13 protein-coding genes and 1 tRNA gene are annotated in these 15,172 nt (G+C 54.6%); 3 read left to right on the top strand and 11 right to left on the bottom strand.

Annotated elements, in window-relative coordinates:
- Positions 1-101: 101 nt before the first annotated feature.
- The gene (locus tag QWJ10_RS06940; protein ID WP_289924982.1) at positions 102-995 is read left to right on the top strand and encodes a DUF1853 family protein; all 894 of its coding nucleotides are present in this window, start codon (positions 102-104) and stop codon (positions 993-995) included.
- Between the two features lies 1 nt (position 996).
- Here QWJ10_RS06940 and QWJ10_RS06935 read toward each other — a convergent pair whose 3' ends face one another.
- The 3 genes from QWJ10_RS06935 to QWJ10_RS06925 all read right to left on the bottom strand — a co-directional run bounded on the left by QWJ10_RS06935 (position 997) and on the right by QWJ10_RS06925 (position 5,527).
- Entirely contained in the window at positions 997-1,929 is a 933-nt protein-coding gene (locus QWJ10_RS06935) for a pyridoxal-phosphate dependent enzyme (protein WP_289924980.1), read from the bottom strand.
- 2 nt (positions 1,930-1,931) lie between these two features.
- A complete protein-coding gene (locus QWJ10_RS06930; protein WP_289924978.1) occupies positions 1,932-3,272 on the bottom strand; it encodes a chromosome partitioning protein ParA in 1,341 nt (446 codons plus the stop codon).
- 221 nt (positions 3,273-3,493) lie between these two features.
- Positions 3,494-5,527 carry an NADPH-dependent 2,4-dienoyl-CoA reductase gene (locus QWJ10_RS06925; RefSeq protein WP_289924977.1) on the bottom strand — a complete coding sequence of 678 codons (2,034 nt, stop codon included), beginning with the start codon at positions 5,525-5,527 and terminating at the stop codon, positions 3,494-3,496.
- Between the two features lie 217 nt (positions 5,528-5,744).
- On the opposite strand from QWJ10_RS06925, the gene QWJ10_RS06920 reads away from it, so the two are divergent.
- Entirely contained in the window at positions 5,745-6,740 is a 996-nt protein-coding gene (locus tag QWJ10_RS06920; RefSeq protein WP_289924975.1) for a carbon-nitrogen hydrolase family protein, read from the top strand.
- Positions 6,737-7,774 carry an AraC family transcriptional regulator gene (locus QWJ10_RS06915; protein ID WP_289924973.1) on the top strand — a complete coding sequence of 346 codons (1,038 nt, stop codon included), beginning with the start codon at positions 6,737-6,739 and terminating at the stop codon, positions 7,772-7,774. Before QWJ10_RS06920 ends, QWJ10_RS06915 begins: the two co-directional genes overlap by 4 nt.
- Positions 7,775-7,914: 140 nt before the next feature.
- Here the strand turns inward: QWJ10_RS06915 and QWJ10_RS06910 are convergent.
- From QWJ10_RS06910 to accD, 8 genes are all read right to left on the bottom strand, one after another.
- Positions 7,915-7,991, bottom strand: a tRNA-Asp gene (locus QWJ10_RS06910).
- Between the two features lie 100 nt (positions 7,992-8,091).
- Positions 8,092-8,844: an SDR family oxidoreductase gene (locus QWJ10_RS06905; protein ID WP_019365768.1), complete on the bottom strand. Its 753-nt coding sequence runs from the start codon at positions 8,842-8,844 to the stop codon at positions 8,092-8,094.
- A 14-nt stretch (positions 8,845-8,858) separates the two neighbouring features.
- A complete protein-coding gene (locus QWJ10_RS06900) occupies positions 8,859-10,070 on the bottom strand; it encodes an O-succinylhomoserine sulfhydrylase (protein WP_019365767.1) in 1,212 nt (403 codons plus the stop codon).
- A gap of 11 nt (positions 10,071-10,081) precedes the next feature.
- Complete coding sequence (gene purF, locus QWJ10_RS06895) at positions 10,082-11,587, bottom strand: amidophosphoribosyltransferase (protein ID WP_010794935.1); 1,506 nt, start codon at positions 11,585-11,587, stop codon at positions 10,082-10,084.
- Between the two features lie 53 nt (positions 11,588-11,640).
- Positions 11,641-12,180, bottom strand: a complete 540-nt coding sequence (locus QWJ10_RS06890; RefSeq protein ID WP_026003940.1) for a CvpA family protein — start codon at positions 12,178-12,180, stop codon at positions 11,641-11,643.
- Between the two features lie 55 nt (positions 12,181-12,235).
- Positions 12,236-12,898, bottom strand: coding sequence for an SPOR domain-containing protein (locus tag QWJ10_RS06885; RefSeq protein WP_289924966.1), 663 nt, complete (start codon positions 12,896-12,898; stop codon positions 12,236-12,238).
- 3 nt (positions 12,899-12,901) lie between these two features.
- On the bottom strand, positions 12,902-14,188 hold the full coding sequence (gene folC, locus QWJ10_RS06880) for a bifunctional tetrahydrofolate synthase/dihydrofolate synthase (RefSeq protein WP_289924964.1): 1,287 nt from the start codon (positions 14,186-14,188) through the stop codon (positions 12,902-12,904).
- On the bottom strand, positions 14,188-15,057 hold the full coding sequence (gene accD, locus QWJ10_RS06875; protein ID WP_010794939.1) for an acetyl-CoA carboxylase, carboxyltransferase subunit beta: 870 nt from the start codon (positions 15,055-15,057) through the stop codon (positions 14,188-14,190). Before accD ends, folC begins: the two co-directional genes overlap by 1 nt.
- Positions 15,058-15,172: the final 115 nt, after the last annotated feature.

The raw sequence follows: 15,172 nt of genomic DNA, 5'->3' as shown, positions 1-15,172 counted from the left end.
GCCGTAGCCCTTCTATGGCAGGAATGTCGATAAATTATGCGGGCAAGCGGCAAGGCACAGCAAACCGTACACCCTTGTCCAACTCGGCGTATGCTTGAGTGATGAGCAATCCACTCCAAGCACTGGCCGTACTGCCTTACACGCTTCGCCACCCAGCGGTGCGTGATCTAGCCTGGGTAATCACCTCTCCGCCCATCCTGGACCGAGCGGAACAACGTCACCCCTTGGCTGCAAGCAATTGGACAGCAAAACCTGGCAAATTAGCCGATTGGCTCCATGAGCTTGATCGAAGTCCTGCATTGCTGACAGGCTGGCTTACCCAGGGAAGCGACCGCCGCCTTGGGCGGTACTACGAATTGCTCTGGCAATTCGCCCTCATCAATGCCCCTGGGGTTGAGTTGCTGGGAGCCAACTTACCGCTCCGTACGGCGACTCATACGCTGGGCGAGCTTGATCTTCTGATCCGAGATGATGAAGGCGTTCATCACCTTGAAGTAGCGGTTAAATATTATCTGGCAACGGGCCTTCCGCAATCACCGGAATGGTTGGGCCCAGGTGGCGAAGATCGACTCGAACGCAAGCTGAATCACTTTCTAAACCGTCAGTTACCCTTGTCGCAGTCTCCGGAAGCACGCGTTCTGTTTAAAACACTCGGTATCGTCTCTGTCCAGCCTTGGCTATGGATGGGCGGTTATCTGTTTTATCCACCCGCGGGTGCCACACCATTTCCCAGCTGCTCCCCACACCATTTGCGGGGTTTGTGGCAACGCTTTGATAAAGCGAAGCCTGAAGAGGAAGGCGCATGGAAACTACTTCCCAAGCAGCGCTGGCTTGCGCCTGCACACCGACACGATGGACATGCTCCATTCGACTTCAACGTCGAGCCCCATTGGCCTCGGTTACTTGTGCACCTTGACGAGGACGGCCAGGAAGACCACCGTTTATTCTGGGTACCTGAGACATGGCCTTTTATACCGGAGAAGGCCGAACACTAATCTAGTGCTTCAGCAGCTTTAACAGGTTGTCCTGCATCGCCCGACGCCCCTGTAGACCGCCCGTATGCAGCGCTATAATGCGCTGTCCGGCTGGAATATCACCCGCTTCAACCGTACGGCGAAGCGCCAGCAATAGCTTGCCTGTATAAAGTGGCTCGAGTGGTATTTGTGTTTCGGTCTCGAACGAGGCCATAAAGCTGGCCAATTCGGCATCAATACGTGCAAATCCTCCTAAACTCGCATCGAGCCAACGGATATCTGCATCAGGTTGGCCCGCCTCGCGCACCCAACGCGCCACCTGATCGGGAACGTTGTAGCGCAGCGGGACAGATAGCGTCCCGATGACAGGATGTCTGCCAGCCTCTCCTACAGCCAGACCGGCCAACGTCGTTCCCGTACCAGCAGCCACCCACAGCGCATCATAATCAGACCAGCCAATCGTGTTCAGCTGCGTCTTAATATAAGCAACCAGAGGTATACACCCCTGCATGCCCAGCGAGCCACCGCCCCCTTCGGGAATAGGCAAATAGCCTGGGTAACGTGCCAGCCATTCACCCCAGAACTCGTCATCGCGTCGGGCCCGATAACCTCCGTAACCCAACCAGTGCAACTCCATTTTCCATTTGCGCAGGTCATCAACTGTTGGCGTATCCTGCGGCTCGCCTCTCAGGAGCCCTACAGTTTTCAAGCCGAGCCGTTGTCCGGTAGCTGCAAGTGCATGCAGATGATTGGAGTGCGGGCCACCGAGGCTAATCAATCCTGAAGCCCGTTTGGTATGTGCCTGCTGGAGGTAAGCCGCCAGCTTATAACTCTTGTTGCCGGAGACTAGAGGGTCCACTTCATCAAGTCGAAGCAGTGCCAGTCGGACTCCCGCCTTGCTCAGCCATGTGGTTGCAACTTCTTCCAGCGGTGGACTTTTTAACAACAAGTCCAATGCTAACCTGCCTGGTTTTTCAGAAACGCCGCTGTTTGATGCTGAGGACAGCAGTCAGACTCGCCTCGAATGAACTGGCGAGGTGAGTCAACACGTTGGAGCGGCTTACTACACGGCGTACCACCCGGTAATTTCCTTTGGCAAACAGGATGCTTGTAATGAGAGAGCCATTGCTCGTAATGCGGTTGTGTCACCCGGCAGTGCATAGCTGTGTAAGCCAATGGGCTTTCAACAAACCGCATGACATCCGTGCGTGACAGTGTCATGTGCCCTGCACCAGGCTGGTAAGTCACGAATATGACGCCACTGTCTGCCATTCTTTCAAGCAGCTTGCTGCCACTCCCCGCTTCAAGCCGTGCACATTTCGCCTTGAGCTGCTCGAGCTCTTCTTCCAATTGCGAGTCCAGCTCCTCCCGATAAGCCAGCTCAACTTCCCGGATGGCTAATTGTTCCTTGTAGTCGGCTACTGCCGTTTCGATACGGGCCTGCTGCTCGGCCTCGAATTGAATCTTGAACGCCTCGAGCTTGTATTCGCTGTTTTTCTCCAGGGCTCGCAATTGCTGAGTCAGCTCATTTCGAGTCGAACGATACTGACTGGCCTCCTGCTCCAGCTTTTTCATCAGCATACCGTTCATCCGCTCCTGCTCAGCCAAGGCAGCCTGCAGGTGCTCGGCTTCCTGCTTGAGCTGAACCAGCTCCTCTTCATGCTTGCGCGTTAGGGCGAGGATACGCAGCCGCTGCTGGCGCACAAGGTGGTCCATCTTTGCCTGATGCTCTTGTTCGAGATTGGCCAGATCAACATGTACAGTCGACGCAGAGGGCTCTTGAACATACCACTGATGCTCTTCTGCCATATGAAGCTGTTCAGGTTTGACTTCGTCAACGACAGCCTCGGTACGGGCCAGCCCAAGCTGATTACGCTTGATGCACTCTCGAAGCTCAATCAGGTCATTTCGACCTGCGACAAGTTCAGGGTCCCACAGGCTGGGCTGATGCCAGGAAATTGGACACTGACTGCGACAGGCAAGCCTGATAGGTCCTGCACCCAGATCCGGGCCACGCCCGGCGCGCTCGGCCATTTCGCGTAGCGGAATGTTCCAATTGGGGTCTGCAGCCCCCGTACGGGTGAAATCCAGATAGAAAAATACACCTGATCGGATGCACAGCTGTAGATCGATCGTCACATAGGCCAGCCGAACTCGCCGATGGGCGAATTGGGGCAACGCAAAGAAGGCATCCAGCAATGCTTCGAATTCGTGATAGAGCATTTCTTTGATGACTGATCCTTCTTCATCAAAGAACAGCACCGCTTCGGCTCGTTGAGCCTTATTCAATGTATTCATGGGGCAGTCCTCGACCCATTGGAAAAGCGCATGACTCATAGGCGCCTTGGCACCGGACGTACAACCGGACAGCACAACACTTTTATTTAAGGCACATCGGCCCTAAACCCATTGCTACAGTCTAGGGCCTTTCAGTTAAAAGACTAGGTGGCTTATGTGAACGACTCAGCACCTATGCACATTATTGTTTGGCAAGCTGTTTCAATGCATGCAGTCAGATTTCATAACATCGCTGCCAGGCGGGCACCCTGATTGATAGCCCGCTTGGCATCAAGCTCTGCAGCCACATCCGCCCCTCCAATAACATGCACACGCTGTCCCGCCGAAGACAGGGCATCCAACAGGTCTCGTTTGGGCTCCTGCCCCGCGCAGACAATGATGGTATCAACGGCCAGGACCCGAACGTCTTCACTAATCCGAATATGCAATCCTTGATCATCAATACGGAGATACTCCACCCCGTTCAGCATTCTTACCTGATGGTGTTTCAGGCTGGTGCGGTGAATCCAACCTGTTGTCTTGCCCAAGCCTTCGCCCATCTTGGTCGCTTTACGCTGTAACAGATAAACCTCTCGAGCAGGGGGTGTAGGCTCAGGCGAAATACCTGTAACTCCCCCTCTGGCCTGTAGGGTCGTGTCGATTCCCCACTCTCGCCAGAAGGCTGTCGGACTCAAGGTATCCAGATGCGCCTGATGAGTGACAAATTCAGCCACATCAAACCCTATTCCTCCCGCACCAATAACCGCTACCCGTGCACCAATGTCCTTATGTCCGTATATGGCGTCCAGATAGTTGATGACAGACGGATGCTCAATACCCGGGATGGATGGCGTACGCGGTACGATTCCTGTCGCTAGAACGATATCGTCATAACCGCCCTGAATCAGCTCTTCAGCCTGCACTTCGTGCCCCAGCCTTACGGTAACGCCTGTAAGCTCAAGACGTTTCCCAAAGTAGCGAAGCGTCTCGTTGAACTCCTCCTTGCCCGGTATACGCCTGGCAACATTGAACTGCCCCCCGATAATTTCGGAGCGCTCAAACAGGGTCACTGAATGGCCCCGCTGTGCTGCTATGGTGGCTGCTGCCAAACCCGCCGGTCCTGCACCAATGACTGCAATACGCTTGGTCTTACTGACAGGGCTGTAGTTGAGCTCGGTTTCATGGCACGCCCTTGGATTGACTAGACAGCTGGTCAGTTTGCCCGCAAAGGTATGATCCAGGCAGGCCTGGTTACAGGCGATGCACGTGTTGATCTCATTTGCCCGTCCTGTAGCAGCCTTTATAACGAACTCAGGATCAGCCAGGAACGGGCGCGCCATGGAGACCATATCCGCCTGCCCTTCTGCCAGTATGCGCTCTGCCATATCCGGCATATTGATGCGGTTGGTAGCAATCAAGGGGATATTCACTCTACCCTTCAGCTGAGCAGTTACCTGACTGAATGCTCCCCTTGGCACCAGTGTCGCAATCGTGGGAATGCGCGCCTCATGCCAGCCAATGCCGGTATTGATCAGCGTGGCGCCAGCCCGCTCGATCGCCTGGGCCAGTTGCATAATTTCTTCCGGGCTACTGCCGTCCTCTACCAGATCCAGCATGGACAGACGGAAGATCACGATAAACGCCTCACCCACTGCTTCCCGGATCTGCCGTACCACTTCTACAGCCAGGCGGATACGGTTCTCATAGCATCCGCCCCACTCATCTTCACGATGGTTGGTTCGCGCCACGATAAACTGGTTGATGAAGTATCCTTCCGACCCCATTACCTCTACACCATCGTAACCCGCGAGCTGAGCCAATCGGGCACACCGGACGTAGTCATTGATCTGCGTGTAGACTTCCTCGGTAGTCAGTGCCTTTGGCTTGAAAGGGTTGATAGGTGCCTGAAGAGCCGAAGGGGCAACAAGCTTTGGGGTATAGGCATAACGTCCTGCATGAAGAATCTGCAGGCAGATCTTTCCACCGCAGTCATGAACCGCCTGAGTGACTGTCTTGTGGCGGTAAGCCTCTTCCTCAGTAGTAAGCTTGGCCGCACCGCTATACACCGCACCCTCCTCGTTGGGCGCAATCCCTCCAGTCACGATCAGACCAACTCCACCGCGGGCACGCTCGGCAAAATAAGCCGCCATGCGCTCAAAGCCATCCGGCCGCTCCTCAAGCCCTGTATGCATGGATCCCATTAGTGTTCGGTTTCGCAGCTGGGTGAAACCCAGGTCTAGCGGCTCAAGCAAGTGAGGGTAATGAATAGCAGTCACGGGAATCTCCAAGGCCAATGGCTAAAAGCCTGTTATGGACGTTATGGGAAAAACATAAGCTGCCTGTCCCGCAGACTCAATCACCGTAAATGACAAGTCATTAACCATGGTGCACACCCCCGGCTTGGCTTTTAAAGGCATTTTCCCTACCCTGACGTGGAATTTTCAGCCAGAGTGTTCAAGCCCTTGGGCTCGCCTGGTTCAACGCGGAGCTTTAATGCGCAAGTTTGTATTTCTATTCATCATCTGCATCTTCGCTGCAGTCGCAGGCTGGATAGCCCAACGGCCGACCTTTCATTATTTATCGGATTTGCGAAGCGAGCTGGCAATCAATGCAGGCGAAGCCAAGGGCCACGGCAACCTGCTGGCGATTCAGCCGGAGCTGTTTGCACTCGACTACCAGACCCCTGAACGTTTGCGACTGAAGCTCGAAGGCTACCTCGCTAAAGCCCAGCGCGAGGGATTGCTCAATGACAAGACGATTGTGGTATTCCCTGAGCATATTGGAACAGGGCTTATGCTTACTGGCGAGAAACCTATCGTTTACAACACTGCCCAGCTAAACGAAGCTCGCCAGTGGCTGGCCCTCAGCAACCCCGTCAAGTTCACCCGTGCCTGGCTTGCATCAAAAAGCGATCAGCGATTCGATGAAGCCCTGCTGAGAATGAAAGCTTGGGATATGGCAGGAAACTATCAGATCCTGTTTGGCGGGCTGGCTCGCCAGTTTTCGGTTACTGTTGTGGCGGGCTCGATCGTTCTACCCTCTCCACGCGTGAAGGAAGGCCTATTGCGGGTGGGTACAGGCAAGCTCTACAACACCTGCGTAGTGTTTGATCCAACGGGCCATCCACTGGCAAAACCGTATCGCAGCCCCTGGCTATCCGGCAAAGAGCATACCGGCATCACGCCACAAGTCATTGAAACTGCTGCCGGCAAGCTAGGCGTCATCCTAGGCAGCGACTCAATTGACATGCAGGCGAACGTAAAGACGGACCTTTTGGTCATACCCGCCCTGAGCGAGCGCAGCACGCTGGACATACGCCAAGCACTTCAGGCTACCGGGGCGCATGCTGGCGTTCAGGTGTTTGCCAGCGGTCAAGCATGGGGGCTTCGCTCAACGCCTAAGAGCAAGCTTATGCTCAAGGAGCAACCGATTCTCACGCCACTCGATACCCCACAGGGCGGCGCCAAGTTGCTAAACCTCTGGCTATGAATCGAAAGCGCCTGCGCCTGGGTGATTTATCAGTAGGATTTGTCCACGCCCTGGCCAACGCGGTACGTGCCAGAGGCCACGATCCAACGACGCTGTTGCTCCGCTTCGGCATTGATGACTCGACGTTTGCAACACCAAATGCACGCCTGTCCATTCCCCGATACATGCGACTGGGACATGCTGCCATTCAACTTACCCAGGAGCCTGCTCTAGGACTGGATATCGGCCAGCAGAGCCTGCCTGTTCATCTAGGCCTTGCCGGCATAGCCAGCCTGCATGCACCAACACTGGGAGACGCCGCTCGTACGCTGCTGGATTATGAATTGTTGTACGGCAGCAATTACCGTGGACAGTCTCGCTTCACTCGCCAAGACAGCCATGCCTGGATGCATTTCTACTCCATCAGTCCTTACAACGATTACAACCGATTCGTGGTAGACCAAGTACTGTCTGGATGGATCGCAATGCTAGGAAACATCATAGGTAATCCTGTAAGGCCAACCAGGGTCCTGATCGAATATCCCCGCCCCTCCTGCACGGCATCTTACGACGAACGCTTTGGCTGCATGGTGGAGTTCGGTGCAGAAACCAATGCAATCATGCTTGATGCCAAGACGTTGGCCTTTCCAGGTCTTAGTTATTTTCCAGGCACCTGGAAAGCGCTTCTGGACATCTGCAGAACTGAGCTGCAGCAGATTACACGGCAACACAGTCTAACCGAGCGTATCGTATCTATACTCGGCCCTCTGCTAAAAAACGGAGAGCCTTCGCTTGAAGAAATTGCAAAGCGTCTACAGATGCCTGCCTGGACACTGCGACGAAAGCTGGCAGATGAGGGAACACGTTATCTGGATATTTTGAACGATACGCGTCGAGAGCTTGCTATAAGCTATATTCGCGATACAGATTTAAGCTTTGGAGAAGTGGCGTACGTGCTTGGCTTTGCCTCTGCCGCTGCGTTTCAGCGAGCGTTCAAGCGTTGGACACTCCTGACTCCGGGAGATTTCCGCAAAGCTATTCGCAAGGAAGGTTAAGCGTTTGTGTTTGCAGTAGTGCCTGCTCACTAAACCTGACAGTTAACGAAGCAAGCTTTTGAGATAATCATCCAAGTGGCATGTCATGCTTCGAGTTGCTCGGAGATGGCACAAGGATGTTAATGAGAGCAAAGATAAAATGGCGCAGCGGACGGGACTCGAACCCGCGACCCCCGGCGTGACAGGCCGGTATTCTAACCGACTGAACTACCGCTGCGCGTCGGTCGGGCTAACGCCCGGAAGAATCAAGAGGTCACCCTCTTGGATGGCGCGCATTTTGCGCATACCTCTTTGATCCGTCAAGATTTATTTATCATTTAATCCAAATAAATCATTTTCTTGGTCATTCCACCGTCAACGGTAAATTCCTGACCGGTAACAAATTCAGCTTCCTCTGATGCAAGCCAGGCTACCAGCGCTGCCACATCTTCTACGGTGCCTACCCTTCCTACCGGATGCTGCTCATGATCCAGCTCCGTCAACGGCTCAGCCTGTTGCTGAGAAAGATCCCGGGAATCAATCCAGCCAGGGCTGACAGCGTTCACACGAATATCTGGTCCAAGGCTCATGGCCAGCGCATGGGTAAGTGCAACAAGACCTCCTTTGCTGGCAGCATAGGCTTCGGTGGATATTTCTGACTGCTGCGCGCGCGTCGATGCCACATTGACGATGGAACCACGATTGGCACGAAGATAGGGAGCGGCATACTTGGCTGTCAGCATAGCGCCCGTCAGATTAACCGATAGCACCTGATTCCAGCGTGCCAATGTCAGTGTTTCCAACGGCTCGTTATGGGGGTCGGAGAGGCCGGCATTATTCACCAGAAGGTCAAATCGGCCAAACTGACCCACCACCTCGGCAATGACGGCCTCCACCTGACTTTCGTTCGCCACGTCCATTTCCATGAACCAGGCACGATCGCCAAGCGCTTCCACCACACGCGTCCCACGGCTACGGTCGACATCAGCCAAAACCACCTGCCATCCTTCGGTAATGAGCCAAGCCGAGACACCCAGCCCAATACCACGCGCCGCCCCTGTAACCAGCGCTACCTTGCTACCGGTCAACATTTGATATGCCTCATTCACAACGCTGCTATACCTCGAGCCAAATCGGTCTTGATGTCCTCAATATCTTCCAGCCCAACGGCAATGCGAATCAAGCTGTCGCTGATGCCCGCATTGGCCCGCTCAGCTGGCGATAAACGACCATGAGACGTGGTAGCAGGATGAGCAATGGTCGTTTTGGTGTCGCCCAAATTAGTGGTTATGGAGATCATGCGCGTAGCATCAATGACACGCCATGCGGCCTCTTTGCCACCTGCCACCTCGAAGCTGACCACGGCACCAAAGCCGCTTTGCTGGCGCTTGGCGAGTTCATGCTGTGGATGACTTTCCAAGCCAGCGTAAAACACTCGCTCAACACCGGGCTGCGCTTCCAACCAGCGCGCCAGCTGCAGTGCTGACTGACTGTGCGCCTGCATGCGAATCTTCAGCGTTTCAAGTCCCTTGAGGAACAGCCATGCATTGAAAGGACTCAGCGTGGGGCCTGCTGTACGCAAAAAGCCCACCAGCTCCTTCATGTGCTCGGCACGTCCTGCGACCACACCACCCATGCTACGACCCTGTCCGTCGATATACTTGGTTGCTGAATGCACCACGATATCAGCGCCCAACGCCAACGGCTGCTGCAGTACGGGCGTACAGAAACAGTTATCGACCGCCAAAAGCGCACCCTGGGCATGGGCTACTTCAGCGAGCGCTGCGATGTCGACCAACTCGGCAAGCGGGTTAGAAGGTGACTCGACAAAGAAAAGCCTGGTGTTCGGCTTGCAGGCACCACGCCATGCCTCGATATCTGATAACGGCGGATAATCCACCTCAACACCAAAACGCTTGAGGTACTTCTCGAACAGGCTAATGGTGGAGCCAAACACGCTGCGCGAGACCAGCACGTGATCACCTGCACTGCACAGACTCATCACCAACGCCAGAATGGCCGACATACCGGAAGCGGTAGCTACCGCCTGCTCTGCCCCTTCAAGCGCTGCAATTCGCGTTTCAAAGGTCCGTACCGTAGGGTTGGTGTAACGCGAGTAAACGTTACCCGGTACTTCGCCAGCGAAACGTTTGGCCGCATCGGCTGCACTTCGGAAGACATAACTTGATGTCAAAAACAGCGCCTCACCATGCTCACCCTCAGGCGAGCGGTTGTAGCCTGCGCGAACGGCAAGGGTATCGAAACCCACACCGTCCAGGTCACTATCAAGCCGCCCGGCGTCCCAGTCATGACTCATGCAAAAGCTCCTCAGTCGTTGTACAGGTCGATGATGGCATGCACCGCATGTGACGTGGTTTTAGCGGCATCATTACGGGCCTGCTCGATATTGAGCAGGTATGCCTCATCGACATCGCCTGTAATGTACTGACCATCAAACACTGCGCAGTCGAAGTTTTCGATACTTGGATTGCCACCACGAACGGCATCGACCAGATCATTGAGATCCTGATAGATGAGCCAATCCGTACCGATCAGGCGCGCAACGTCTTCTGTAGAGCGACCGTGTGCAATCAGCTCATGGACGCTGGGCATATCGATACCATAGACATTGGGATACCGCACCGCAGGCGCCGCTGAACAGAAATATACATTCTTTGCGCCAGCTTCACGGGCCATCTGAATAATCTGCTTGCAAGTAGTACCCCGAACGATGGAGTCATCAACCAGCATGACATTCTTGCCTCGAAACTCCAGCTCAATGGCGTTCAGCTTCTGGCGAACCGACTTCTTGCGCGCAGCTTGCCCCGGCATGATAAACGTGCGGCCGATATAGCGATTCTTGACGAAGCCTTCACGAAATTTGACGCCCAGGTGATTCGCCAGCTCCAGTGCTGCAGTGCGGCTTGTATCCGGAATGGGAATAACTACATCGATATCATGATCTGGGCGTTCCCGCTGAATCTTCTCAGCCAGTTTTTCACCCATGCGCAACCGCGCCTTGTACACAGAAATACCATCGATAATGGAGTCCGGACGAGCCAGGTAAACATGCTCGAAAATGCACGGCGCATATTTGGGATTTGCCGCGCACTGGCGCGTGAACAAGCGACCGTCTTCAGTAATGTAAACCGCCTCGCCAGGAGCCAGGTCACGAATGAGGGTGAACCCCAGTACATTCAGCGATACGCTTTCCGAGGCGATCATGTACTCGACGCCTTTTTCGGTATGACGCTGCCCAAACACGATTGGCCGAATGGCATGGGGGTCCCGGAAACCTACCATGCCATACCCGGTTATCATGGCGATAACGGCATACCCTCCCCGGCACCGCTCATGTACGCCAGAGACGGCAGCAAATACATCATCTTCAGTGGGTTGCAGCTTGTTACGCACTGCCAGCTCATGTGCAAAAACATTGAGCAGCACTTCCGAGTCGGAATTGGTGTTTACGTGACGCAAATCCGACTCATAGATCTCTTGAGAGAGCTGAGCCACATTGGTCAGGTTGCCATTATGCGCCAGCGTAATACCGTAGGGCGAATTGACGTAAAACGGCTGGGCCTCAGCAGAGGATGAACTGCCGGCAGTGGGATAACGGACGTGGCCGATACCGATATTGCCAACTAGACGCTGCATATGTCGCTGTTGAAACACATCCCGAACCAGCCCGTTGTCCTTACGCAGATAGAGCTTTCCGTCCAGGCTGGTCACTATGCCAGCTGCATCCTGACCACGATGTTGTAGGACGGTGAGCGCGTCATACAACGCCTGGTTGACGTTTGATTTGCCCACAATGCCAACGATGCCACACATGTGACGGAACCCCACTGTTAAGACTAGTTCGATTGGATGCGTGAACGCATCGTTTACTTGGCAATACCACCCAGCTCATTAAGCGTGTGCGGCACGGCTGCCTGAGTCATCCAGTTCCCTGCAAACCCCAACATGAAGTTCTTGGACCAGTCAGCCACCAAAAGAAAATGGGGAAGCAATACGGATTGCTGCCACCAGGGATCCTGCTGTACTGGAGCCAGGCTCAGCAGCCCTACCAGTACCACGATCAACAAGCCGCCACGTGCGGCCCCGAAAGCCATTCCGAGAAAACGGTCAGTACCTGAAAGCCCAGTGACCCGAATCAGCTCTCCCAACAGGAAATTGACCAGAGCACCGACCATCAACGTAGCAATGAATAGCAGCGCGCATGCAGCAATGATACGCCCTGAAGGAATCTGGATATAGTCGTTGAAGTATTGAGACAGCGCACCGCCGAACAGCCATGCTACAGCACCTGCCACTATCCATGTCAGCAATGAAAGCGCTTCCTTTACAAAGCCACGCTTCAAGCTAATCAAACTGGAAATAGCGATAACGCCAATGATCGCCCAATCCGCCCAAGTGAAGCCCACGGTGAGACCCACAACTAAAAAAGGCCCTGCATATTAGCAGAGCCTTTCGATTTGGTTAACCGCGTTCCGGCTGGAAACGCACTACAAAGCCATTTACCTTTTGCTGACGGCTTAACTGGTCACGTAAGCGGTCTGCCTCCCCTCGGTCAACGACAGGACCTACAAACACTCGGTTCATCCCATCCACACTGCGTACATACGCATTGTAACCCTGACTGCGCAGCGTGTTTTGCAGCTCATTTGCACGAGCCTTGTTAGACAGACTGGCTAATTGCACGGACCAACTTACAGGCAGATCGTTGTTGTCCAGACGCTTATCCGGCTGAGCGGCGGGCGCTGGCTGCGTAGACGGAGGCGCCGCTGGTGCAGCCTTGGCCTGGGGTGCCTGCGCTACAGCAGGTGCGCTGGTCTGAGAGGCAGGAGCATTAGGTTGTGAAGATTGAGCAACTGGCGCATCAGCATTGGAAATCTCCGGCACGGATGCAATTGGCGCACTGGGTAACGAAGCTGCATTCTCAGGCTTGTCCGGTATCACCTCTGGCGTCTCTACCGGCTTTACAGCTACTTCAGGCATTGCAGGGGCCTGGGGTCGAGGTGCCGGCTCTACAACCACCTGGCGGGTCTCATCTTGACGAGTAAAAAGCATTGGTATGAATACAATGGCCAGGGCAACCAGCACCAAGGCACCAACGATACGCTGCTTGAGCACTCGATCCATTTTTTATTCCCCTTGTGCTTGGCTATGCAACCAGCCTAGCGCCTCTGCCACGCTGTAGAAAGAACCCAGTACGATGATTTCATCGTCTTCCGTAGCCATTTTAGCCGCTGCACTTAATGCATCTCTTATAGTGTCGTGACAATGCACGGCCTGCCCCTGATTGCGCAACGCAGCATGTAGCTCTTGCGCAGAACGGCTCCGAGGCGTTGGCAGCTCAGCCACAAACCATTCGCCGATCACTGCAAGCAGTGGTGTAATAACGCCGTGCAAATCCTTGTCAGAAAGCAGGCCAAATACAGCCAGGCGACGCCCGCTGGGTTTGCGTACAGATAATCGCCGAGCCAAATACTCTGCTGCGTGGGGGTTATGCCCCACATCCAGAAGCAAGTGAATTTGCTTGTTATCGATACTTACCTGACGGCGATCCAGCCGCCCTACTACGGCTGTGTCCACAAGAGCCTGGACTATCTTTTCAGGCACCCACTCGATATCTAGCAACGCATACGCCTGCAAAGCCAGCGCAGCGTTTTCCATAGGAAGATCAAGGAAAGGGATGCCGGGCAACGTCAACACCTCGCCATCAGCGGCTACGCCCTTCCAAAACCAACTATGGGACTCCATAAGAAGATCAAAGTCTTTACCCCGGCAAAACAGCGGAGCATTCAGACGCTCCGCCTGCTCCAGCAGTGGAACAGGCGGATCAAGGTCGCCACAGAGGGCAGGTTTTCCCGAACGAAAAATACCCGCCTTTTCAAACGCAACGCTTTCTCGCGTGTTACCGAGCCATTCGGCGTGATCCAACCCAATGCTGGTGACAAGGGCCAAGTCAGCGTCGACCAGATTAACTGCGTCCAGGCGACCGCCAAGCCCAACCTCGAGAATGACCGCATCGAGCTCCGCACGCGCGAACAGCCAGAAGGCAGCAAGCGTGCCCATTTCAAAATACGTTAGCGAAGTGTCTTGACGTGCCGCCTCAACGGCAGCAAATGCCTCACATAACGTCAGATCGTCTACGTCCTGCCCATCAATGGAGACACGCTCGTTATAGCGCAACAGATGCGGCGAACTGTAAACCCCGACACGCAACCCCGAGGCACGTAACAGTCGAGCCAGGAACGCACATGTCGATCCCTTGCCGTTTGTTCCTGTAACCGTAACGACTCGAGGCGCCAGACGCCCCAGCGCAAGTGCCTGAGCCACCTTGCGCGAGCGGTCCAAGCCCATGTCAATGGCAGTGGGATGCAGTTGTTCGAGGTAACTCAGCCAATCGGCCAGGGACTTGTTGTTCATCAGGCCGCCGGGCTAGGAACGTTCTGCAGGGTAGCCAGTAACTTGGAGAGACGACTACGCAGCTCAGCGCGCGGCACAATGATATCCACCGCACCATGCTCAAGCAGGAACTCACTGCGCTGGAAACCTTCCGGAAGCTTTTCACGCACAGTCTGTTCAATGACGCGAGGGCCTGCAAATCCGATAAGTGCCTTGGGCTCAGCAACAATCACATCACCCAACATGGCAAGACTTGCCGAAACACCGCCATATACAGGGTCTGTCAAGACGGAGATAAAAGGAATCCCCTCTTCACGCAAGCGCGCCAATACTGCAGATGTCTTGGCCATCTGCATCAGCGATATCAGCGCTTCCTGCATACGAGCCCCACCCGACGCCGAAAAACAGACCAGCGGACAACGCTGTTCCAGAGCCACATTGGCGGCGCGTACAAAGCGCTCACCCACGACCGCGCCCATGGAACCGCCCATGAACGAAAACTCAAATGCGCAGGCCGCCACCGGCATACCCATCAGCGAGCCCTTCATGGCAATCAGGGCATCTTTTTCACCAGTCTCCTTTTGAGCGGCCGTCAGACGATCCTTATATTTCTTACTGTCGCGAAATTTCAGGCGATCAACAGGCTCCAGCTCAGCGCCAAGCTCCTCGCGCCCGTCCGCATCCAAAAAGATGTCCAGACGACGACGAGCATTGATGCGCATGTGATGACCACACTTCATGCAGACATCCAGATTCTTTTCCAGCTCCGGGCGGTAAAGCACCGACTCGCAAGAAGGACACTTGTGCCAAAGCCCTTCAGGTACAGAACTGCGTTTCACTTCGGAACGCATGATCGAAGGAATCAGTTTATCTACCAGCCAATTGCTCATGCATTACTCTCCACTTGCATGGGCTCGCATGTATCAAGTCCTGAGCTCGACACACAATCCCTGAGCGAATTATGAATTGATGGTGAACGGAGATTGAACAGCATGTCCAACTCAA

Origin of the sequence: Pseudomonas sp. WAC2 (assembly GCF_030403525.1) — a bacterium.
Lineage (GTDB): Bacteria > Pseudomonadota > Gammaproteobacteria > Pseudomonadales > Pseudomonadaceae > Chryseomonas > Chryseomonas luteola.
Note: the sequence above shows the minus strand (reverse complement) of the source record. Positions and strands in the feature narration are given on the sequence as shown.